The organism is Yinghuangia aomiensis (assembly GCF_039542225.1).
GTDB classification, from domain to species: domain Bacteria; phylum Actinomycetota; class Actinomycetes; order Streptomycetales; family Streptomycetaceae; genus Yinghuangia; species Yinghuangia aomiensis.
In genome coordinates, this window is the sequence record NZ_BAABHS010000001.1 from 46,169 (window position 1) to 67,362 (window position 21,194).

The 21,194-nt window shown below is 71.0% G+C and carries 19 protein-coding genes; 9 read left to right on the plus strand and 10 right to left on the minus strand.

Annotated elements, in window-relative coordinates:
- Positions 1 to 12: 12 nt before the first annotated feature.
- The gene (locus ABEA93_RS00200; protein ID WP_345673125.1) at positions 13 to 837 is read left to right on the plus strand and encodes a class I SAM-dependent methyltransferase; all 825 of its coding nucleotides are present in this window, start codon (positions 13 to 15) and stop codon (positions 835 to 837) included.
- Between the two features lie 3 nt (positions 838 to 840).
- Here the strand turns inward: ABEA93_RS00200 and ABEA93_RS00205 are convergent, their stop codons facing one another.
- Entirely contained in the window at positions 841 to 1,644 is an 804-nt protein-coding gene (locus tag ABEA93_RS00205) for a leucine-rich repeat domain-containing protein (protein WP_345673126.1), read from the minus strand.
- A gap of 194 nt (positions 1,645 to 1,838) precedes the next feature.
- Between ABEA93_RS00205 and ABEA93_RS00210 the strand changes: the two genes are divergently transcribed.
- Positions 1,839 to 3,236 carry an LPXTG cell wall anchor domain-containing protein gene (locus tag ABEA93_RS00210; RefSeq protein ID WP_345673127.1) on the plus strand — a complete coding sequence of 466 codons (1,398 nt, stop codon included), beginning with the start codon at positions 1,839 to 1,841 and terminating at the stop codon, positions 3,234 to 3,236.
- A 27-nt stretch (positions 3,237 to 3,263) separates the two neighbouring features.
- Here the strand turns inward: ABEA93_RS00210 and ABEA93_RS00215 are convergent, their stop codons facing one another.
- Entirely contained in the window at positions 3,264 to 3,674 is a 411-nt protein-coding gene (locus tag ABEA93_RS00215; RefSeq protein ID WP_345673128.1) for an ATP-binding protein, read from the minus strand.
- A gap of 181 nt (positions 3,675 to 3,855) precedes the next feature.
- On the opposite strand from ABEA93_RS00215, the gene ABEA93_RS00220 reads away from it, so the two are divergent.
- Positions 3,856 to 4,668, plus strand: coding sequence for a helix-turn-helix domain-containing protein (locus tag ABEA93_RS00220; protein WP_345673129.1), 813 nt, complete (start codon positions 3,856 to 3,858; stop codon positions 4,666 to 4,668).
- Entirely contained in the window at positions 4,665 to 4,913 is a 249-nt protein-coding gene (locus tag ABEA93_RS00225) for a DUF397 domain-containing protein (RefSeq protein ID WP_345673130.1), read from the plus strand. Before ABEA93_RS00220 ends, ABEA93_RS00225 begins: the two co-directional genes overlap by 4 nt.
- Here the strand turns inward: ABEA93_RS00225 and ABEA93_RS00230 are convergent.
- The 3 genes from ABEA93_RS00230 to ABEA93_RS00240 form a co-directional block, all read right to left on the minus strand.
- Positions 4,882 to 6,279 (minus strand): flavin-containing monooxygenase, encoded by a 1,398-nt coding sequence (locus ABEA93_RS00230; RefSeq protein WP_345673131.1) that lies wholly within the window; start codon positions 6,277 to 6,279, stop codon positions 4,882 to 4,884. The genes ABEA93_RS00225 and ABEA93_RS00230 overlap by 32 nt on opposite strands.
- Before the next feature lie 100 nt (positions 6,280 to 6,379).
- A complete protein-coding gene (locus tag ABEA93_RS00235; RefSeq protein WP_345673132.1) occupies positions 6,380 to 8,257 on the minus strand; it encodes a hydroxysqualene dehydroxylase in 1,878 nt (625 codons plus the stop codon).
- A gap of 134 nt (positions 8,258 to 8,391) precedes the next feature.
- The gene (locus ABEA93_RS00240) at positions 8,392 to 9,102 is read right to left on the minus strand and encodes a TetR/AcrR family transcriptional regulator (protein WP_345673133.1); all 711 of its coding nucleotides are present in this window, start codon (positions 9,100 to 9,102) and stop codon (positions 8,392 to 8,394) included.
- 148 nt (positions 9,103 to 9,250) lie between these two features.
- On the opposite strand from ABEA93_RS00240, the gene ABEA93_RS00245 reads away from it, so the two are divergent.
- Complete coding sequence (locus tag ABEA93_RS00245; protein ID WP_345673134.1) at positions 9,251 to 10,579, plus strand: NAD(P)/FAD-dependent oxidoreductase; 1,329 nt, start codon at positions 9,251 to 9,253, stop codon at positions 10,577 to 10,579.
- Between the two features lie 21 nt (positions 10,580 to 10,600).
- On the opposite strand, the gene ABEA93_RS00250 is transcribed toward ABEA93_RS00245, so the two are convergent.
- Both ABEA93_RS00250 and ABEA93_RS00255 read right to left on the minus strand, forming a co-directional pair.
- Complete coding sequence (locus tag ABEA93_RS00250; RefSeq protein WP_345673135.1) at positions 10,601 to 10,960, minus strand: helix-turn-helix domain-containing protein; 360 nt, start codon at positions 10,958 to 10,960, stop codon at positions 10,601 to 10,603.
- Positions 10,957 to 11,322 (minus strand): type II toxin-antitoxin system RelE/ParE family toxin, encoded by a 366-nt coding sequence (locus ABEA93_RS00255; RefSeq protein WP_345673136.1) that lies wholly within the window; start codon positions 11,320 to 11,322, stop codon positions 10,957 to 10,959. Before ABEA93_RS00255 ends, ABEA93_RS00250 begins: the two co-directional genes overlap by 4 nt.
- 189 nt (positions 11,323 to 11,511) lie before the next feature.
- Between ABEA93_RS00255 and ABEA93_RS00260 the strand changes: the two genes are divergently transcribed.
- The 4 genes from ABEA93_RS00260 to ABEA93_RS00275 all read left to right on the plus strand — a co-directional run bounded on the left by ABEA93_RS00260 (position 11,512) and on the right by ABEA93_RS00275 (position 17,190).
- A complete protein-coding gene (locus ABEA93_RS00260) occupies positions 11,512 to 12,777 on the plus strand; it encodes an MFS transporter (RefSeq protein ID WP_345673137.1) in 1,266 nt (421 codons plus the stop codon).
- Positions 12,778 to 12,856: 79 nt separating this feature from the next.
- Complete coding sequence (locus ABEA93_RS00265) at positions 12,857 to 13,939, plus strand: nitronate monooxygenase (RefSeq protein WP_345673138.1); 1,083 nt, start codon at positions 12,857 to 12,859, stop codon at positions 13,937 to 13,939.
- Between the two features lie 118 nt (positions 13,940 to 14,057).
- The gene (locus ABEA93_RS00270; RefSeq protein ID WP_345673533.1) at positions 14,058 to 14,999 is read left to right on the plus strand and encodes an RNA polymerase sigma-70 factor; all 942 of its coding nucleotides are present in this window, start codon (positions 14,058 to 14,060) and stop codon (positions 14,997 to 14,999) included.
- A 415-nt stretch (positions 15,000 to 15,414) separates the two neighbouring features.
- Complete coding sequence (locus tag ABEA93_RS00275; protein ID WP_345673139.1) at positions 15,415 to 17,190, plus strand: 3-hydroxyacyl-CoA dehydrogenase family protein; 1,776 nt, start codon at positions 15,415 to 15,417, stop codon at positions 17,188 to 17,190.
- A 160-nt stretch (positions 17,191 to 17,350) separates the two neighbouring features.
- On the opposite strand, the gene ABEA93_RS00280 is transcribed toward ABEA93_RS00275, so the two are convergent.
- The 3 genes from ABEA93_RS00280 to ABEA93_RS00290 all read right to left on the minus strand — a co-directional run bounded on the left by ABEA93_RS00280 (position 17,351) and on the right by ABEA93_RS00290 (position 21,153).
- Positions 17,351 to 17,971, minus strand: coding sequence for a hypothetical protein (locus ABEA93_RS00280; protein WP_345673140.1), 621 nt, complete (start codon positions 17,969 to 17,971; stop codon positions 17,351 to 17,353).
- Positions 17,972 to 18,033: 62 nt separating this feature from the next.
- Positions 18,034 to 20,547 (minus strand): Hsp70 family protein, encoded by a 2,514-nt coding sequence (locus tag ABEA93_RS00285; RefSeq protein WP_345673141.1) that lies wholly within the window; start codon positions 20,545 to 20,547, stop codon positions 18,034 to 18,036.
- Between the two features lie 3 nt (positions 20,548 to 20,550).
- Entirely contained in the window at positions 20,551 to 21,153 is a 603-nt protein-coding gene (locus tag ABEA93_RS00290) for a nucleotide exchange factor GrpE (RefSeq protein WP_345673142.1), read from the minus strand.
- Between the last annotated feature and the right edge of the window lie 41 nt (positions 21,154 to 21,194).

The following is a 21,194-nucleotide window of genomic DNA, read 5'->3' on the forward strand; positions in this document are numbered from 1 at the left end:
GACACTCGGCGCATGACCGAGAACCCGCCCGAGCCGACGCCGCCGAACCGCGACCTGTGGGATGCCCGCGCCCTCGCGCACGGCACGACGGCCAACGACCGCTTCTACGACGTCGACGCGTTCCTCGCCGGCCGCCAGACCCTCTACCGCACCGAACGCGAGCTGGCCGGAGACGTCGCCGGCCGGGACCTGCTGCACCTGCAGTGCCACTTCGGCATGGACACCCTCAACTGGGCCCGGCTCGGCGCCACCGTCACCGGCGTCGACTTCTCGCCGAACGCCGTTGCCCGGGCCCGCGACCTGGCGGAGCGGGCCGGGCTGGCGGCGGACTTCGTGGAGGCCGATACGCAGGCGCTGCCCGCGTCGCTGTACGGGCGCTTCGACATCGTGGTGGCCACCTACGGGGTGCTGTGCTGGATCCGCGACCTGGGCGCCTGGATGCGCGGCGCGGCGGGGGCGCTGCGGCCGGGCGGGCGCCTGGTGCTGGTCGACGTGCACCCGCTGTACCAGGTCTTCGCGTCCCGGGAGCCGCTGGTGGCGGACTGGCCGTACGGCGGCGGCGCGGAGCAACGCGAGCTGTCGACCACGACCTACGCCGACCCGGACGTGGCGATGGAGCCGCACGAAGCCGTCGAGTTTCCGTACTCGCTCGGCGAGGTCGTGACGGCGGCGGTGGACGCGGGCCTCGCGATCGAGGACCTCGCCGAACTCGTCGAGGCGGAGTTGGACCCGCGGGGGCTGCTCCCGGCGCCGGTCGACGGGCTGTACCGGTTCCCGCTGGGGGAGACGCAGCTGCCTTTCCTGTACGCGCTGCGGGCCCGGCGACCGGAGGCGTGAGCCCTACCTGCGGGGCGGCTGGACCACGTCCGGTCCGCCGGTGTGCGGCTCTTGGACGTAGCCGTCGGTCGGCGTCGGCAGCGCGTCGACGCATGCCGCCGAGCAGGCGTTGACGAGCAGTGGGAGGACGTCGGCGCCGGAGGTGCGGAGGGATATCCACACCTGGCGGAGCGCGGTGCCGTCCACCGGCCCGTCGCAGACGCTGCAGCTGCGGATCTCGGTGGCGCCGCGGATGGCGGGGTCCGTCCCGGGAAGGCCGGTGGCGGCGTCCCCCGGCGCGGGCAGGGTCGGGAAGGGCGGCCGGGTCTTGTAGTTGCCGTAGAGCGCACGGGTGCTCACCGTGCTGCGGCGCAGGGCAGGGCACCGGGTGATCTCGTACGGGAACCAGTGCAGGCGGTAGGACGTGTAGGGCGTGAACTCTTCAAGGCTGCGCATCGCGCCGATCTCGGGTGGGATGCGGACCAGGTTGCTGCGGTACAGCACGAGGTGCTTCACCGCGGTGAGCTTGGCGATGCTCGCGGGCAGCGTGACGATCTGACGGCGCTGCTCGACGGTGAGATCGACGAGCGGCTTGAATTCCTCGCGGCCGTCTTCGGCGGCTTCGTCGACGAGTTCGAGCAGGCGCAGCCAGCCGGGGGCGGCGCTGTCCTGGAGTTCGCGGTGGAAATGCGGCACACGCGCCGCCGGGCCGCGGGCGCGGTATCCGCGAACGCAGTTGCAGACGTCCTGCGGAGCGGTGTCGGCGCCGGGGCCGGCGGCGTCAGCCCAGCGATTGGCGAACATCCGAGGCTGCGTGTTGTCGGTCATGCGGCCACGGTATTCCGGGGATTTCCGTGCCGTGTCGCTGTGCCGATCGGTCCTCGGGCGTCGCGGTGGCGCGGGTATTCAGCCATATCGCGCCAGGAGGCGGGCGCCGGCCGTTCCGGTTGAGAACGTGGCGTTCGATCGCCCCGTCATGCCGTCGTGGCCAAGGGCGGGCATGCCTCTCGGAGGGGTGGGAGATGACTGGACGCGCGAGACGGCGCGTGGCGGGGCGCGGCGCGGGTGTCGCCGCGATGGCGGTGACGTTTGCCGCGGTTTCGACGGGGTTCGGCGCGAACGCGGGTGCGGTGGAAGCCCGTGCCACGCTCACCGCCGATGTGGCGTTGAGCGTCGCCAAGGGCAAGGCGCAGAGCGAGAAGGGTGTGGACTCCACGACCCTGACCTACACGCTCAGCAACAAGGGACCGGGGGACGCACCCGACGGCAAGGTCCATGTGACCTTGGCGAAGGGCGCCGCTTTCGGGAGCCTTCCCAAGGAGTGCCGCCACGACCTCGACGCGGTGACGTGCGGCCTCGGCACGATCGCCAAGGGCAAGTCGAAGACCGTGGCGCTGACGGTGAAGTTGACCGGGACGCGGCACGAGATCGAGGGCGTGGGGTCGGGGGCGGTCGACATCGACCCCGATCTGCGCAACAACGTGGCGAATGCGACGTGGGATTCCCAGGCGGAGGACCCGAAGCCGGGTTCCTCGCCGAGCAAGCCGGAGTCCAAGCCGAGTACGAAGCCCAGCGCGAAGCCGAGCCCGAGTACGTCGGCTTCGGCCAAGCCGAAGCCGAAGTGCAGCCCGGCGAAGATCGAGTACTCGAAGGACGGCGGGAAGACCTGGACCCGCTCCGGTCTGATCGGCGGCTTCTACGGCAAGATCCAGGTGCGGCTGGTCGACAAGAGCAAGGTCGAGAAGAACTGCCAGTACAAGGTGTCGCTCGCCTCGTACAGCGCGGACGGCCCGACCTGGAAGACGTCCGGCACGCAGCGCTACATCGGCAAGGACACGGTGACGCTGACGGCCAAGAAGCCGTCGGCGACGCTGGACATCAAGAAGTACCTGCCGCCGTGCTACGGGCAGATCGACCTCTACGGCGGCGGTGACAAGTTCACCGGCGCGAAGACGCCGCACTACCCGGACAAGAAGTACCCGACGAACATGATCGCCGGCTGGAACGGCGGCAAGGCGTGCGCGCCGAAGCCGCCGTCGTCGAGCCCGACGCCGTCGAAGTCGCCGTCGACGTCGCCCAAGCCGTCACCTTCGGTGTCGGCGTCGCCGTCCCCGTCGGCGTCGGAGTCTCCCTCGGCTTCGCCGTCGCCTTCGGTTTCGGAGAGCCCGTCGGCGACGCCGTCCGAGGTGCCGTCGACCCCGCCGGCGTCGCAGCCGCCGGTGCAGCAGCCACCCGCTGAGGTCCCGGTGGTCGCACAGCCGGACGACCAGCAGCCGGTCGCCGCCGAACCGGTGGTGGAAGGCAGCCTGCCGAAGACGGGCGCGAGCCGGATCCCGTACCTGATCGCGCTGGGCGTGTTCACGGTGCTGCTGGGCGCGCTCGCGGTGTGGTGGACGCGGCAGAGGCCGCAGCAGATGTAGCCGTTGACCCGAGAGCCGCCCGGTGCGTTATGCGCCGGGCGGCTTTTGGTTTTCCGGGGCGGAGAGTTCGGCCCAGACGGTCTTGCCGGGGGCGCTGTCGTGGCAGCCCCAGCGGGTGGCGAGCGCTTCGACGATGAGTAAGCCGCGGCTGGATTCGGTGCCGGGGGTGGGAGCTGCTTTGACGGGGAGCTGCGCGCTGCCGTCGGTGACTTCGACTCGGAGGGTGTGGTCGGCGCCGGTGGTGAGGCGGAGGTGGAAGTCGTCGCCGGACGTGTGGCGGATGGCGTTGGTGGCGAGTTCGCTGGTGATGAGGGAGAGGGTCTCGCTGGTCACGCCGCCGAAGGGGTAGCCCCACTTTTCGAGCTGATCGGCGACGAGGTGACGGGCGAGGCGCGCGCCGCGAGGGGTGAGGGTGAAGCGCATGGAGAAGTCGGTCATGGGAGGAGATTGGCGGGATTGGGGTGGCTGGAACTAGCTGTGATGCGGGTACGGAGGGCGCTTTGTACACGCGGCGGCTGGGTTTGTACACGGCTGACAGGAGCGAGATTTCGCCAACCGACCATGCGGGGGTAGTTGCACGTCGTAGCGTGACGGAAACACGACGTGATCGGGGGTTCTGATGGCGGATCAGGATGACGGAGTTCGGTTCCTGCGGTCATTCGGGCGGCAGCTGCGGATCCTGCGAGAGGCGGCGGGGCTTTCGCGTGCGGAACTGGGCGCGCGGCTCGGGTACGGAGAGGACCAGATCACCTCAATCGAGTTGGGCCGGCGGATCGCCAGGCCTGAGGCCATTGATCGGGCAGATGAAGTGCTCAACACCGGCGGGTTGTTGGGTGTGATGAAGGAGGAGGTTGAGCAGGCGCGCTATCCGGCGTTCTTCCGTGACGCGGCGCGGCTTGAGGGCGATGCAGTGGAACGGTGTTGCTACGCCGTGCACGTCGTGGACGGATTGCTGCAGACCGAGGGTTACGTCCGGGCGCTGCTGCGTATGCGGAGGCCTGTGCTGGCGGAGGAAACCATCGAGCAGCGAGTTGCTGCGCGGCTCGACAGGCAGAAGGTGCTCACCAAGACCCCATTGCCCTTGTTCAGTTTCGTGCTGGAGGAATCGGTGCTGCGTCGTCGGCTTGGCGGAGCAGCGGTGTTGCGGGATCAACTGCGGCAGATCGTGGAAGTCGGGCGCTTGCGCAATGTCGAGGTGCAGGTCATGCCGCTGGATCGCGAGGACAACGCGGGCGTGGATGGGGAATTCCTGCTCATCACGCGCAATGGTGGGCAGCACGTGGGGTATGTGGAAGCGCAGGGGCGGAGCGTGCTTGTGAACAGGCGGGAAGAGACGGCTGCACTCGCTGCCCGCTACGGGATCATCCGAGCACAGGCGCTGACTCCGCACGAGTCGCTTGCGTTCATCGAATCACTGATGGGAGACCTGTGAACCGCAACATGCTCAGGTGGGTCAAGAGCAGCTACAGCGGTGCCGAGGGTGGCAACTGCGTAGAAATCGCTTGGCGCAAAGCTACTTACAGCAGCGAAGAAGGCGGCGAATGCGTCGAGGTCGCGCTGACCGATCCGAGCGTCCTCGTCCGTGACTCCAAGATCGCCGGCAGCCCCATCGTTCCCCTCACCTCCTCCGCCTGGTCCTCCTTCCTCACCCTCGCCTTGTCGCCATCCGGTAAGTGAGCGTTCGGCGCGGCCAGTTCGTCGTGACCTTCCCGTCCGCGGTCTTGTACCAGCTGGTGCAGTCCGCCGCGAATGCCGTGTCCTGCAACGCCGCTTCCACCTGCGACTGCTGGGCGTCGAACTGGCCCTGCGTGACCTCGTGCGTGCCGCCTCGCAACACCCGCTTCAGCACGAACTCCACCTGCGACTCGATCATGTAGATGATCGAGTTGTGGCCCAGGTTGGTGCCCGGTCCGTAGAGCATGAAGAAGTTCGGGAAAGCCGGGACCGTCAACCCCAGATACGCCGCCGCGCCGTCCTTCCACACGTCGTGCAGGCGCGCGCCGTCCCGTCCGGTGATCTCCATCGGGCGCAGGAACTCCGTGGCCAGGAAGCCCGTCCCGTAGATGATCGTGTCGATGGGGCGATGGGTGCCGTCCGCCGTGTCGATGCCGGTGCGGATGATCCTGGAGATCGGGTCGGTGACCAGCTCGACGTTCTCCCGCGCAAGCGTCGGGTACCAGTCGTCCGAGATCAGGATCCGCTTGCAGCCGATCGGAAATCCGGGCGTCAGGCGCGCCCGCAGGGCCGGGTTCGGGATCTGGGACCTCAGGTGGCGCTTCGCCATGAACTCGACGAGCTTGCCGCGGCGGCGGCCGCGGATTGCCCAGTACAGGGCCGTCTCGGCGCGCAGGTAGATCGCGCCGCGCAAGCCCAGACGCGCCGGGGGTACTTTGGACAGCAACGTCAGGGCCAGACGGCCGTATTCGCGGTCCGGTTTGGGGATCACCCAGTTCGCCGAGCGCTGGAATACGTAGAGCCGCCCCGCCTGCTTGGCCACCTCCGGGACGAACTGCACGGCGCTCGGGCCGGTGCCGATCACCGCAACCCGGCGGCCGGTCAAGTCGTGGTCGTGGCGCCACTCCGCGGAATGGAACGACGTACCCAGGAACTGGTGGCGGCCCGGCACCTCCGGGTAGCGCGGGCGGTTGAGCTGGCCCACGCCGGTGACCAGGAACTGCGCCGATTCCTCCGTACCGTCCGACAGCGAGATGTGCCAGAGACCCGCCGCGGCGTCGTAGCGGGCGGCGGTCACCTCCGTGCGGAAACGTAGGTTGCGGGCCAGGTCGAAGCGGGCCGCGCAGGCGTGGAGATAGTCCAGGATCTCGCCTTGCAGCGGAAACGAGCGCGACCAATGGCCGTTCTGGGCGAAGGAGTAGGAGTACAGGACGCTGGGGACGTCGCAGCCCGCGCCGGGATAGGTGTTGTCGCGCCAGACGCCACCCAGGTCGTCGGCCTTCTCGTACACCACGAAGTCGTCGATCCCCGCGCGCCGCAGGCGGATGGCCATGCACAGTCCGGCGAAACCGGCGCCGATGATGGCCACCCGCCGCACATCGGGCCCGGGAGGGACAACGTCTTTCGGTCCTTGCTTACCTGGCACGACCCGGTACCCCTCCGTCACGGCACGCCCCCTGCCGGGCGTACTACGGCCAGTACGGTTTGATCACGTCGAACGCGTTCGGCAGCCCGAGCCGGTACCGCCAGTCGTCGGCGTCGCGGAAGCCCTTCAACGCCGGCTCCTGGTACAGCTCGAAGATCCCGGCCGGAGTGGCTGACGAACCGGACGCCTGCAACACGCCGTTCGCCGCCCGCCGGCCGGACTCGTTGGCACCCTCCATGGTGGCCAGGTTCACCGACACCCGTACATAGTCGCCGCCGAGGAACAGATTCGGAATGCGCGTCACGGCATCGGGCCGGTCGTCCCACGAACCGATCGTGTTGACCAGCAGCGGCTCGTCGTTCGCCACCGCGGGCGTACCCGATCCGATGATGCCCGGGTCGAGGAACCAGGAGTGGACGAGCGAGTCCGGCAGGATCGTCGCGCCGTTGTCGAGGTTCGCCCGGACCTGCGCGAGGACTTCGTCGACGATCTGGCGCGGGGTGCACTTGCGGGCCGAGACGCCGTAGAGGAGGCCCGGGGCATCCCAGTCGGACAGGTCGAGGGACAGGACGTCCCGCACCGTGCCGTCGCCGTACGTCGACGGGAAGTCGTTGCGCCAGAACTGGCCTTGGGTGAGGCCGGTGACCGCCCACGGCGAGTCCATGAACGCCATGTGGCCGTGCGTGATGGGCGTCTTCTGCTTCAGGTACAGCATCAGCCCGTTCATCCAGTCGGTCTGGAGCCGGCGCAGGCGGCCGAGTGCCGGGTCGGCGGCGATCATCGCCGGGGACATGAGCGGCACCGCACGTTCGACGGGCACCGCGAGGACGTAGTAGTCCGCATCGACCACGCCCGCGTTGCCGAGCGGGTCGGTGACGCGCGCGCCGGTGATCTTGCCGCCCGCATAGTCGAGGCCGGTGACCGTCCAGCCGACGTTGAACGTCACGCCGAGGGACGTGAGCAGTTGATGCCACGGCTCGACCCACACCTCGGACGTCGGGCCGTTGAGGACCCGGTCGGGTGCGCCGTCGTTGCCGCGGCCGAGCATCGTCCACAGGAAGATCTCGACCATCATGGTGATCGTGCGGGTGCTGGCGACGGTCTCCTTGGCGGCGACCAGCGTCGACGTGAAGGACTTGATGAGGATGTTGCGGTAGCCCGCGGACATCTTGTCGGCCTGGAGGTACTCCGAATACGGCATGTACTCCCACTGCTTGCGGCGCCGCAGATCGCCGCTGGTGAGGAACACGACCATCTTCTCGGCCCAGAACGCGACCTCCCACAGAGGGACTTGGCTCGCCACACTGGCGGCCGCGATCAGCGCGTCGCGGAGGGCCTCGGGGGTGATGTTCTCGATGCCGTTCGGCAGCGTCAGGTGCATGTCCGGGCGGCCGGCCTGCGCGAAGATCGCCTGCGGGGCGGACACCAGGTTGTCCCACACGCCGTTGGCGTTGCCGGGGAACGGGATGCGGCGCATCGAGTCCGGGACGTTCCGGTAGAAGCCCGGGAAGAACCGGAACCCGTGCTCGCCGGGCAGGTCGCGGCGGCCGCCCGCGGCGGTGCCCGGGACCGGGATGCTGCGGGCCTTGCCGCCGAGCGACTTGCGCTCGTAGACGGTGACCTGGAAGCCGCGTTCGGCGAGTTCGTGGGCCGCGGTGAGGCCCGCCATTCCGCCGCCGAGGACGGCCACCCGCTTGCCCGGGGACGACGACACCAGCGATGCGCCGAAGGCGGGGGCGGCTCCGGCGGTCACGCCGGCGGCGAGGACGCCCGCGCCGAGGGCACCCGCCCCGAGGGCGCCGGTGACGAACGCGCGGCGCGACGGCGGGGCGGCCTGGTCGCGGGAGGGCTCTACGGGCCGTGGTTCCGGCTCTGCGGGGAGTGCTGCGCTGTGCGGGAGGTGCTTCTCGTGCGTGGACACGGATCCTCCTAGCGGTGCTCCTCTGGAGTTGTAACCGACACACCTGTCGGCAGCATGCAGAGCGACTATCGCCGGGCCCGGCGGGCAGGGTCAAGACCCGGGTATGCGCGTGTTTTTGACTGTCTGTCAGATGTTCATTCGGCCGGATCGCGGCGCGGGTTGAGGCCCTCCAGGCCGCTCCACAGGACGCCGGCCGCCATCGTCTCCAGCGTGGCGCGCGGGGTGTCCGGGTGGTGCGCCCACCACTGGGCGACGCCGTCGAGGCTGCTGATGAGCAGCTCGATGAGCACCTCGGCGTCGGAGGACCGCGGGTCCAGGCCGGCGCGCTCGGTGTCGTGCGCCATCATCGCCATCACGGCGCGTGTCCGGGTCTGCCGGATGCCCCAGCGGACCGCGCTCAGTTCCGGATCACCCTCGTCGGTCTGGTCGAACAGCAGACGGCGGGCGGTCGGGTTCGCCTCGGCAAAGTCGAAGTACGCGGCCACAGTTGCCCGCATGCGCGTACGTCGGCCGCCGCGGCCCGTGATGGCGGTGCCCATGTGCGCGACCAGGGCGGCGTTCTGCGTGCCGAGCACGGTCAGGAACAGCACGCGCTTGGTCGCGAAGTGCTCGTACAGCACGCTGCGGGTCACGCCCGCGGCCTCGGCGATCTCGCCCATCGACGCGGCGCCGTAGCCCTTCGCGCTGAAGACCGCGAGCGCGGCATCCTCGATCCGCCGCCGCCGGGCAGGGCCGGACATGCGGCGGCGGACGGGCTTGCGGGCGGCGCTGCCGGGCGTCTCGGCCTCGGAGGCGTCGGCCTCGGTCGCGTCGGGGGCCGGCTCGGGGCTCGGCAGCGCAGACATGCCCTCAGCCTAGCTGCGGGAAAGGTCTTGTCCGAGGGGGACCGGCGGGTCTACCGTCGCGATAACCGACACTGCTGTCGGTTCGATCTTCGGTACTGCGCCCGGGTTTTGACGAGGTATCACGCAGAGGTACACGCAGGGGGATCCCGTGTCCGAAGAGCACGTCGACGCGATCGTGGTCGGAGCACGCTGCGCCGGTTCGGCGGCGGCGACGGCCCTGGCCGGAGCCGGACGGCGGGTGGTCGCGGTGGACGCGGCGAAGTTCCCGTCCACGACGATCTCGACACACCTGCTGTTCGCGGGCGGTGTGGCCGAACTCGCGCGCGTGGGGGCGCTGGAGCGGGTCGAAGCGCTGGGCGCGCCGCGGCACGACGAGGCGTACATCGGCATGCCGGGGGCCGAAGTGCGCGGCACGTACTCGCCGGTGGACGGCATCGCCTACGGCATGTGCGTACGGCGCGCGGGGCTCGACCTGGCACTGGTGGAGACGGCGCGGGCGGCGGGAGCGGACGTCCGCGAGGGCGTGAAGGTGACGTCGCTCGTCGAGGAGGACGGCCGGGTCGCCGGAGTGCGGGTTTCGGCACGCGGGATGCAGGGCGAACACACCCTGCGGGCGCCGCTGGTGATCGGTGCCGACGGACGGCGGTCGACGGTGGCGCGGCTGGTCGGCGCGTCGGAGCACCTGAGCAACCCGAACGAGCGGGCGTGCTACTACGCGTACTACGAAGACCCGCGGACCGAGTGGCGCGGCACGGCCGCGATGTGGCTCGCGGGCCGCGAACTCGGCACCGTCTTCCCGACGGACGGCGGCCTGGCGCTGAGCCTGCTGATGCCGCCGAAGGAGCGGGCGGACGAATTCCGGCTGGACTTGGAAGGCGAGTACGACCGCACGGTGGCCATGCTGCCGGGCATGGCGGAACGCCTGGCGGGCCGCACCCGGGTGACGAAGATCGTGCAGTCGGTCGAACAGCCTTCGTATTTCCGGCGGTCGTCGGGCCCGGGGTGGGCGTTGGCGGGGGACGCGGGGCACTTCAAGGACCCGGTGACGGCCCAGGGCATCCGGGACGCGCTGCGGTTCGGCCGGCTGCTGGGCGAGGCGGCGGCACCGGTGCTGGACCACCCGGCGCGGCTGGACGCGGTCGTGCGCAAGTGGGAGCTGCGCCGCGAAGCCGAGTGCCTGGAGACGTACCACTGGACGAACCGGCTGGCCCGGGCCGACGAGGTCAACCCACTGCAGGAGCAGATGCTCCGGATGCTGGCGAAGGAACCCGAGGGCTCCCGGCGCCTGCTGGACGTGTACTCGCGCGTGCGGCGCCCGGGTCAGCTGCTGACCCCGGGCTTCCTGGCGGGCTGCGCGGTAGGGGCGTTCAGGCGGCGCGGGGTCGATCGGCGGGCACTGCTCCGGACCCTGACCGCGGAAGCCCGGACGGAACTGACGACGCGTCGGGATCTGTTCCGGGCGGCTCGCATGCGCTGAGCCGCCCGGGGTGGGGCGGGACTACGCAACCTTGACGCTGTGCGGTCCGACGCGCACGGTGATGTCGAGTTCGCCGCCGAGCGCGGCGGCGTACGCGCGCAGCGTCTCGACGCCCATCACCTCGACTCGGCCGTGCTCGATCTGCGACACCCGAGCCTGCGACACCCCCAGGGCGGCGGCGACTTCCTTCTGCGTCTTGCCGACGGACTTGCGCAGCTCCGCGAGGTGGTAACCGGCGATGTAGGCGTCGAGGCGGGCTTTGGCAGCGGCGCGTCGTTCAGGGTCGTCCCGCGTCGGATCGATGCGACGGGCTTCGGCTTTGACGTCTTCCCAGCGGCGTGCGGTCATCTGCTTGACTTCCTCTGATTCGAGTGCGGTCACTTGGCCGACTCCCTCTGCTCCAGGTAGTCCGCGTAGCGTGCCTCCGCCAGCGGGATGGCTTCCTCGTACCAACGACTCCAGCGACCAGCCTTGTCCCCGGCAACCAAAACCACGGCTTGGCGTTGCGGGTCGAAGACGAAGAGCATGCGGATCTCGGAACGGCCGCTAGAGCCCGGCCGCAGCTCTTTGAGGTTGTGGAGGCCGCTGTGTTCCAAGGTGTCGACCAGCGGCCGGTTCAGCGTCGGTCCCACCCTCGCGAGCTGGTCCAACGCGTCTTCGATCAGGTCGGACGTTGCCCGATCGGACACGCAGAGTTCCAAGAACCACTCGTTGACAGGTTGCAATAGCACGATCTCCCACATGGGGCGAACATAAGGTCCAGGTTAATCCCTGTCCTGGGTTTGGTGCCAGTTCACCGTACGGAGCGAATGCGTCGGCGTATGGAACACAACCGGCAGTTGTCTTGCCCCCCTGCGTAGGTTGTTTGCCGCTGATCCGCGCCCCCGGTTGGATCGACCCCGGTCGGCAACCGCAGGTGGGTGGAGGATCCGATGCCGCACGAACCGCTACCCCCGGACTTCACCTGGCTCTGGGCCGCCTACGCCGTCAGCACCCTTGGCACTTACCTCGCCCTCGACGCCTTCCCCTTGGTCGCCCTCACCGTCCTCGACGCGACCACCACCCAGATCTCCCTCCTCGCCTCCGTCGGCCTTGCCGTCGGGGCTCTCGTCGCCGTTCCTCTCGGGCCCTGGGTGGAGTTCCGGCGCAAGCGGCCGGTCATGATCGGCGCGGACATCGTGCGCTTCGCCGCGCTGATGACGCTGCCCGTCGCGTACCTGTTCGGCGCCTTTTCCTTCGCGCAGATGATGGCCGTCTCGACCGTCATCGCCGCCGCCGACATCGTCTTCCTCGCGGCCAGTGGCGCGTGTCTCAAGGCGCTGGTGCCGCCTGACCAACTGCTGCTCGCCAGCGGTCGCTACGAAGCCACCCTCTGGACCTCCAGCGTCGTCGGTCCGCCCCTCGGCGGAGCCGCGATCGGCATCCTCGGCCCGCTGGCCACCATCGTCGCGAACGCCGTCAGCTTCCTGCTCTCCGCGCTCGGCGTCCGCGCCATCCGCACCGCCGAGCCCGAGCCGCCCGCGAAGACCGCGCACACGACCGAGCAGCGGAACCCGGGCCTCACCGAAGGCTGGCGCTACATCCTCCGCCACCCCGTCCTCCGCCCGCTGTTCGTCAACAGCGTCCTCATGCGCTGTCTGATCCTGGGCACCAGCCCCCTCCTCGCCGTCCTCATGCTCCGCATCGTCGGCGTCGCCCCCTGGCAGTACGGCCTCGCCTTCGGCATCGCCTGTCTCGGCGGCCTTGTCGGCTCCCGCCTCAGCCGCCTCCTCGTCGCGCGCCACGGCGAACGCCGCGTCCTGCTCGGCTCCGGCGTGCTGCGGGTGTGCTGGCCCGTGCTGCTCGCGTTCGTCGGTCCCGGCTGGTGGGGCGTGGCCCTGGTCGTCGCCGTCGAGTTCGTGCTCATCACGTGCATCGGGGTCTTCAACCCGGTCTTCGCCGCCTACCGGCTCCGCAGCACCGACAGCGCGTACATCTCCCGCGTCCTCGCCGCCTGGTCGGTCACCAACAACGCGGCCGTGGCGCTGAGCACCGTGGCGTGGGGGCTGCTCGCCTCGGTCATCGGCGTCCGCGAAGGCCTCGCCCTCGCCGGTGTGCTCCTGCTCGCGACCCCGCTCGTCCTGCCGTGGCGCGCGACCAGGACGACGACCGCGTCCGCGGCCTCGGCACCGGCGGTGCAGGAGCCGGCCGCTCCCTGACCGGCTGGCACGTGCCTGTGGCCCTCTTGTGAATCCCTTGTGAGTCGGCTCACACGCTGTCACAGCCCCCCGTGCCCCGGTGTCCAGTGGACGTGGCGACACCCGCCGCGCCACCGACCGGAAGGGCTTCACGGCTATGGCACTCGCGACGGACTTCACCGACCTCCTCGGCGTGCGGCACCCCATCGCGCTGGCACCCATGGGCGGTTCGGCCGGCGGCGCGCTCGCCGCCGCGGTGTCGCGGGCGGGCGGCCTGGGGCTGCTCGGCGGCGCCAACGGCGATCCGGTGTGGCTGGAACGCGAGTTGCCGGTCGTCGCGGAACGCGCCGGCGGGCCGTGGGGCGTCGGCTTCTGGAACTGGGCGATCGAGGAGGACGCCGTCGTCCGGGCGTTGGAGTACGGACCCGACGCCGTCTTCCTGTCCTTCGGCGACCCGGCACCGTTCGTCGACGCCGTCCGGCGGACCGACGCCGTGCTGATCGTGCAGGTCACCGACCTCGACGAGGCGAAGCGGGCGCTCGAGGTCGGCGCCGACGTCCTCGTCGCGCAGGGCACCGAGAGCGGCGGCCACGGCGCCCGGAACGGGCGGTCGACGCTGCCGTTCGTGCCGCTCGTCGCCGACCTCGCCGGTTCCGTGCCGGTGCTGGCCGCGGGCGGCATCGCGGACGGGCGCGGTTTGGCCGCGGCGCTGGCGCTGGGCGCGGCCGGGGCGCTCGTCGGCACCCGGTTCCAGGCCACCGCGGAGGCGGCGATCGACCCGGCGATCGGCTGGGCGCTGGTCGCCGGCCGGGGCCAGGACACCGAGCGCAACGCGGTGCTGGACCTCGCCCGCGGGGCGAGCTGGCCCACCGCCACGTACACCGCCCGCACCCTCGGCCACCCCTACCTCGACCGCTGGCGCGGCCGGGAAACCGAACTGGCGAGCGATCCCGCACCGGCGCGCGCGGCCTACGCGGAGGACATCGCAAGCGGCGCGATCCCGCCGATCCCGGTCTGGGCCGGCGAAGGCGTCGACCTGGTCACCGACCGCCCGCCCGCCGCCGACGTCGTCGCCGCGATGGCCGCGCAGGCCGAAGCGGCGCTGCACCGGGCGGTCACCCGGGAGCCGCGCGACCGCACCCGGGACGAACCGACGGACGGCCAGGTGAAAACGCGCACCTGACCCCGCGCTCCCCGGCCAGACCACAGCCCGGAACCCGGGTAACGTGCGGTACTCGGAGGTCCCCGCCATGCACGACGCCAGCAAAGCCACCGAAGTCGGCACTCCCGACGAAATCGGCATGCCCGGTGAAGGCGGCAAGGTCGGGGGAGACCACTCCGCCGACCCCGCGACCGAGGCGTTCGTCGCCCACCGCAACCTCCTCTTCACCGTCGCCTACGAGATGCTCGGCTCGGCCGTCGACGCCGAAGACGTGCTCCAGGAGACGTGGCTGCGCTGGGCGAACGTCGACCTGGCGCGGGTGGCGGACCGGCGGGCCTACCTGATCCGCATCACCACCCGGCAGGCGCTCAACCGGCTCCGCACGCTCAAGCGCCGCCGGGAGTCCTACGTCGGCGAGTGGCTCCCCGAGCCGCTGCTGACCGCGCCCGACGTCGCCGACGACGTGGAACTCGCGGAGAGCGTGTCGATGGCGATGATGCTGGTGCTGGAGACGCTGTCGCCGACCGAACGCGCCGTGTTCGTGCTCCGCGAGGCTTTCGACGTCGGCTACCCGGACATCGCCGCCGCCGTCGACAAGACCCCCGACGCGGTCCGCCAGATCGCCCACCGGGCCCGCCGCCACGTGGACGCCCGGCGGCCCCGCCAGGTCGTGTCGGCGGCCAAGAACCGGGCCGCGGTCGACGCGTTCCGGCGCGCCCTGGAAACCGGCGACCCGCAGGGGCTCCTCGACGTCCTCGCGCCCGACGTGGTGCTGGTCGGCGACGGCGGCGGCATCAAGAAGGCCGGGCGCCGGGCGGTCGTCGGGGCCGACAAGGTGGCCCGGTACATCGCCGGCGGGAAGGGCAAGGTCGACCAGGCGATCGCCCTCACGGTGGCCGAGGTCAACGGCCGGCCGGGTCTCGCCGTGCACCTGGACGGCGTGCTCGACGGCGTCATGGCCATCGCCGTGTCCGAGGGCCGGATCGCCGGGATCTACTACGTCCGCAACCCGGAGAAGCTGACCCGGGTGGGGGAGGAGACGCCGCTCACGCGCGGGGCGGCGGCGGGGCTCGCCGGCTGAAGGCGGCAGAGCGGACGGGCAGCAAGTAAAGCGGAATGCGCGTTCGCTGACACACTGATGCGCCGTCCCTACTCGCAGGCTCTGCCTACGCCCCAGTAGCATGGCGACAAAAGTGACCGTGACGGGCACAACCCGTACGGCACACCAGGGTGCTCGGCGATCCATGCCTCGTCGGAAACGGCCTCGAACCAGGCCGCGCGCAGGAAGATCCCCACCGTCACGGCCGGCGTTCCGGCCACGTCTCCGCATCTCGGGAAACCCGGGAATTCCGGTGCAAAGCCGGGCCTGCCATACTCCCCGCAGCAACGGGATTACCAGGCGGTAACCCGAGGAAAACCTGCAGTACCGCTGAACCCTCACGGCAACCCTCAAGGCGTACTCCCTTCTCCGGGAGACGGCATTCAAGGAGCGCATGATGGCGCGTGACATCACTACGGTCGGCGTGGTCGGCCTCGGCACCATGGGTGCCGGAATCGTCGAGGTCCTCGCCCGCGGCGGCGTGACCGTCGTCGGCGTCGAGGTCGACGACGCCGCGGTCGAACGCGGCCGGGCCCGCATCAAGCACTCCACGGCGCGGGCCGTCGAGCGCGGCAAGCTCACCGAGGACGACGAGCGCGCCATTTTCGACCGGATCACCCTCGTGAGCGACCTCGGCGCGGTCGCGGACGCCGACCTGGTCCTCGAAGCCATACCGGAGCAGCTCGACGCCAAGCTGGAGATCTTCGCGCAGCTCGACAAGATCTGCCGCGCGGACACCATCCTCGCCACCAACACGTCGTCGCTGTCGGTCACCGAGCTTTCCGTCGCCACCGGCCGCTCCGCGCGGGTCGTCGGCCTGCACTTCTTCAACCCGGCGCCGGTCATGAAGCTCGTCGAGGTCGTCCGCACCGTGGTCACCGAGCCGGAGGTGCTCGAAGACGTCGTCGCGCTCGCCGAGAAGCTCGGCAAGTCGCCGGTCGTCGCGGGGGACCGCGCCGGGTTCATCGCCAACGGCCTGCTGTTCGCCTACCTCAACCACGCCGCGGCGATGTTCGAGGAGAAGTACGCGACGCGCGAGGACATCGACGCCGCGATGCGCTTCGGCTGCGGCCTGCCGATGGGCCCGCTCGCGGTGCTCGACCTGGTCGGCATCGACACGGCGTACAACATCCTCCAGCAGATGTACCGCCAGTCCCGCGACCGGCTGCACGCCCCCGCGCCGATCCTCAAGCAGATGGCGACCGCGGGCCTGCTCGGCCGCAAGAGCGGCCGCGGCTTCTACCGCTACGAAGAGCCCGGCTCGTCGGTCGTCGTCGCGGACGCCGCCGGCTCCGCCGCGGTCGCCGGGACGCCGCGCGAGGTCGCCGCGGTCGGCGTGGTCGGCTCCGGCACGATGGCCACCGGCATCGTCGAGGTGTTCGCCAAGTCCGGCTACACCGTGACGTTCGTGGCGCGCAGCGAGCAGAAGGTCGAGGCGGTCGTCACCGCGCTGACCCGCTCGCTCGACAAGCAGGTGCAGCGCGGCCGCCTCGCCGAGGGGGACCGCGACGCGGCCCTCGCCCGGGTGACCGGCACCACCAAGTTGGACGACCTGGCCGACGCCGACCTGGTCCTCGAAGCCGTCGTCGAGGAACTCTCGGTCAAGCAGGCGCTGTTCGAGAACTTCGACGAGATCTGCAAGCCGGGCGCGGTGCTCGCCACCACGACGTCGTCGCTGCCGGTCATCGAGTGCGCGATGGCGACGAAGCGTCCCGAGGACGTCGTCGGCATGCACTTCTTCAACCCGGCGCCGGTGATGAAGCTCGTCGAGGTGGTGCGGACGGTGACGACGTCGGACGACGTCGTGGCGACCATCCACGAGGTGTGCAAGCGGACCCGCAAGCACGCGGTGGACTGCGGCGACCGGGCCGGGTTCATCGTCAACGCGCTGCTGTTCCCGTACCTGAACGACGCGGTCAAGATGCTCCAGGCCAACTACGCGACGGCCGACGAGATCGACACGGCGATCAAGACCGGCGCGGGCTACCCGATGGGCCCGTTCGAACTCCTCGACGTGGTCGGCCTGGACGTGTCGCTGGCCATCGAGCAGGTGCTGTTCGCCGAGTTCCGCGAGCCGGGCTGGGCGCCCGCGACGCTGCTCGAGCACCTGGTGACCGCGGGCTACCTCGGCCGCAAGACCGGCCGCGGCTTCCGCGACTACGCGAAGAAGTAGGCAGAACGGCCGACCGGGCCGGCGCGGCAAGCGCCGGCCCGGTCGGCCGTCGAGCAGCCGACCGGGCGCGGGCCGGCCCCGGGAGCGGCAGACCACGGCGGCCGCGGGATCCTCTGCCAGGGATCCCGCGGCCGCCGTGTCGCGTTTTGGGGGAGAGGCGTCAGCCGTCGGCGGGCAAGGCCCCCAGGCAGGCGGTGGCGGTCTCGTGCCCCGGTGCGAGGCGGAGTGCGCGTTGCCAGGCCGCGCGGGCGTCCGTGTCGGCGCCGAGCCGGGCGTGCACCTTGCCGAGCAGGACGAGGGCCGGAACGTGCCGGGCGTTGTCGGCGAGGACCCACCGGAGTCCGTCGAGAGCCGCCGCGTGGCGGCCGTCGACCGCGTCGGCGAGCGCCGCGTTGTAGCCGCGGTCCGCGCGCGACCGCAGGAACAGCAGCGGGGCGAGGTCCTCGCGGCAGTCGGGGCACGTGGTGACGCCGGGCGCGGGCGGGATGCGGCACACCGGGCACAGGGTTGATTCGGGCTGCCAAGCGCGCGGAGATGTGCCGTTGTCCCCGGTGGCGGAAGGCAGGAGCACGGTGTGGGTCGGCGCGGCTGCGGGAGACTCGGCGGGGGCCGGGGCCTCGACCACCTCCGCGGTGGTGCCGACTTCGCCGTCCGCGGTCGTGGCCGTGCCAGAGCTGCCCGTGCCGTCGCCGGCCCGGCCGAGGTCCGCCGTCCTGCCCGGGTCCGTGTCCGCGCCCGGATCCGCTCCGCCCGTCACCGGCCCGTCGGCCGTCCGCTCCACCGGCCGATTCGTCCGTCCTCGTCCCTTGCCGCTCTGCCGCCGTCCCCGCCCGCTGCGGACCATCAGTTCCCCCGATCCGTCGGCTTGACCGGGCCCGCGGGGCCGCGGCGGTCTTCGGCGAGTTCCGTCATGACCTCGGACCAGCGTTCCGGCAGTTCCTTCAGCGCCGCGTCCAAAGCCATCGTGTCGTCGGCTTCCACCGCGTCGTCGAGGCGGCTCATCAGCTGGTTGACGCGCATCGTCAGGCCCGGCGACAGGTCGCCCTGACCGGCGAACGCCCGGCAGTCCACGATCATCGAGATCACCTGCGGCAGCGCCGCCAACGCGCTGCGGGCCTGCTCCGCGGTCGCCAGACCCGCGATCCAGTCACCCCGTTCGCGCGTGGCCTTGAGCTGCTCGCGGTACGACGCCAGGGACACGTTCTGCTCCGCGGTCAGGAACTTCCCCGCGAGCGCCAACGTCACCGACAACTGCGCCGACACCCCGCGGATCTCCCGCACCGCGGCGAGCTGCTCACGGGTGCGCCGGATCTCCCGGTCGACCGGCTCACTCCCCGGACCTTCCAACAAGATCCCCTCCAGCTGCTGAACGGACGCCAGCAGTTGGCTGCGCTCCCGCTCGGTCATCTCGCGGTCCCAGGTGTCCAGGAACCCGACGACGCCCTCCCGGACCTCGGAGATCTCGCTGCGCTTCGCGGGGTCGAGCCGCCCGAAGCGCTGGAGCTGCACGGTGTGCGGCTGCATGCCCGGCGCCTTCACGTGCACCGACACGGTGATCGTCCGGTCGCCCGACAGACCGAACGACACGGTCAGCGGCGTCCCGTTGGGCAGGTCGGGCGGGAGCTGGACGTTGACGTGGCCGCACAGCTCGTTCAACTCGGCGATGTCGTGCGTGCCTTCGTACACCGACACTTCCAGGCGGGTGGACCCGCCGCCCGCGGTGCGGAAGTCGCGGCTGACCGGGCTCGATGTCGGATACGTGGTGCCCTTCGGGATCACCACGCTCATCCGGCCGTCGTCCAGCTCCACCCCGAGGTCCTTCGGCGTGATGTCCTGCGGGTTCGAAATGGGCATCGCGGCTCCGCAGCCCACGCAGTCGTCCACACCCGTCGGGTTGATCCGGGAGCACGACGGGCAGCGCAGCCCGGCGTCGGCGGCCGTCGCCCCGCACACCGAACAGGCCTTGGCTTCCGGCGCATTGGCCTTGCCGCAGCGGTCGCACGCCCACAGTTCGGCGGTCGGCTCGACCCCGGAAGACCCGGCGGAAGCCGTCGGCGAGGCAGGGCTGTCCGCCACCGCGGTGCCGCACTTGCCGCAGGCCGCGGCGGTGGCGTCGACGGGCAGGAAGCACGTCGCGCAATCCACCTTCGGGCTGCCGACGAGCGACGCCCCGCACGCGCACGCCTCGTCCTGGAGCGCATTGGACAGCCCGCAGGAGGGGCACTCGATGTGCGCCAGCAGCGCCGTCTGGATCGCCGCGCCGACCGCGACGCATTGCATCGGGTTGACGTCCTTGCGGATCCGCCCCGCGCCGAACACCGCGGTCAGCCGCTGCTCGACCATGGGGATCGCGGTCGACCCGCCGACCAGCAGCACCTGGTCGACCGACGCCACGTCCAAGTGCGCGTCGGCCAGCGCCTGCCGCACCAGGTCGACGGTGCGGTCGATCGCGGGCCCGACCAGCGCCTCGAACTCCTCGCGCGACACCTCGGTGTCCAGGCTGATCGCCTCGCGGCCCAGCGCGGGCAGCACGATGTCGGTGGCGAGCTGGTCGGACAGCGCGACCTTCGCCTCCTCGGCGGCGGACCGCAGCCGCACCTGCGCCGACACGTCGTCCGCGAGGTCCACGCCGTGCTCCGCGGCGGCGGCCTCGCTCAGCCGGCGGCGCAGCAGGTCGTCGAAGTCGTCGCCGCCGAGCAGGTTGTCGCCGCGGATGCCGATCACGTCGATCATGCCCTGCACGAGCAGCAGGATGGAGATGTCGAACGTGCCGCCGCCCAGGTCGTACACGAGGATCGTGCGCGGCTCGTCGCCCGCGTCCGCGGTCAGGCCGAACGCGATGGCCGCGGCGGTCGGCTCGTTGATGATCTTCAGGACCTGGAAACCGGCCAGCCGGCCCGCCTCGCGGGTCGCCGCGACCTGGCGTTCCCCGAAGTACGCCGGGACGGTGATCACCGCCCGGTTGAACTCCTCGTGCGTGCGCAGCTCGGCGTCCAGCTTGAGGCGGCGCAGGATCAGCGCGGACACCTCGATCGGCGAGTAGTCGCGGCCGCCGAGCCGCACCTGCACGTCGCCGTCCGGGCTGCGGCCGAGGTCGTAGGCGACCCGGTCCAAGGCGGCCTGCACTTCCGCGTCGTCGAACCGGCGGCCCATGAAGCGCTTGACCGAGACGATCGCCTCGGCGCCGCGGCCGCGCGCCGGAGCGCCCACGAGCAGGTCGCCGCGCTTGCCGAGCGCCACCGCGGACGGCGTCGAGTCGCGGTTCTGGCGGTTGAGCAGGATCTTCGGCTCTCCGCGCGACAGGTACGCCATCACGGAGTTGGTGGTGCCGAGGTCGATGCCGAGCGTGCGCTGCACGGATCATCCTTCCGTGTCATCGGGGGATTCGGGCGGTCGGGGCGGTTCGGGCGCCGCGGGGTCCGCGGGCGGTGCCGGGGCGGCCGGGACGTCGGGGGCTTCCGGGGGCGTGTCGGGCAGCCGGCTGACCACCACGCGGGCGCGGCGCAGCACCCCGCCGTCCTGCCAGTAGCCCGCGGTGACCTCGGCGAGGATGGTGTCTTCCGGCAGCCCCGCGCGGTCCTCGACGGCGACGATGTCGCAGCGTTCCGGGTCGGCGACGTTGCTGCGCCGCATGCGGGTCACGCCGAGCCGGCCGAGGTTGCGCTGCATCAGCCGCTGGGTGGCTTCGAGGTTGTCGCGGAGCTTGTCGACGGCTGCGCTGACGCCGGACAGTTCGCGCGGGAGTTGGCGCAGCAGTACCTGGTCGAGGGCGTCGCACACGTCGAGGAGGCCGAGCGCGAGTTCGCGGCGTTCCGCGTCGATGCGGTCGCGTTCCTGGACGAGCAGCGATTCGAGGGTGGCGCGGCGTTCCATGAGGCGCGCGAACGCGTCGTACAGGTCGACGCCGGGCGGCTCCCCGGCGACCGGGACGGGCTGTTCGTCGATCCGGAAGGGATCGGACATCGGGTTCTCCTCGTCGGTCACAAGGGCGGATCGCGGGGTTT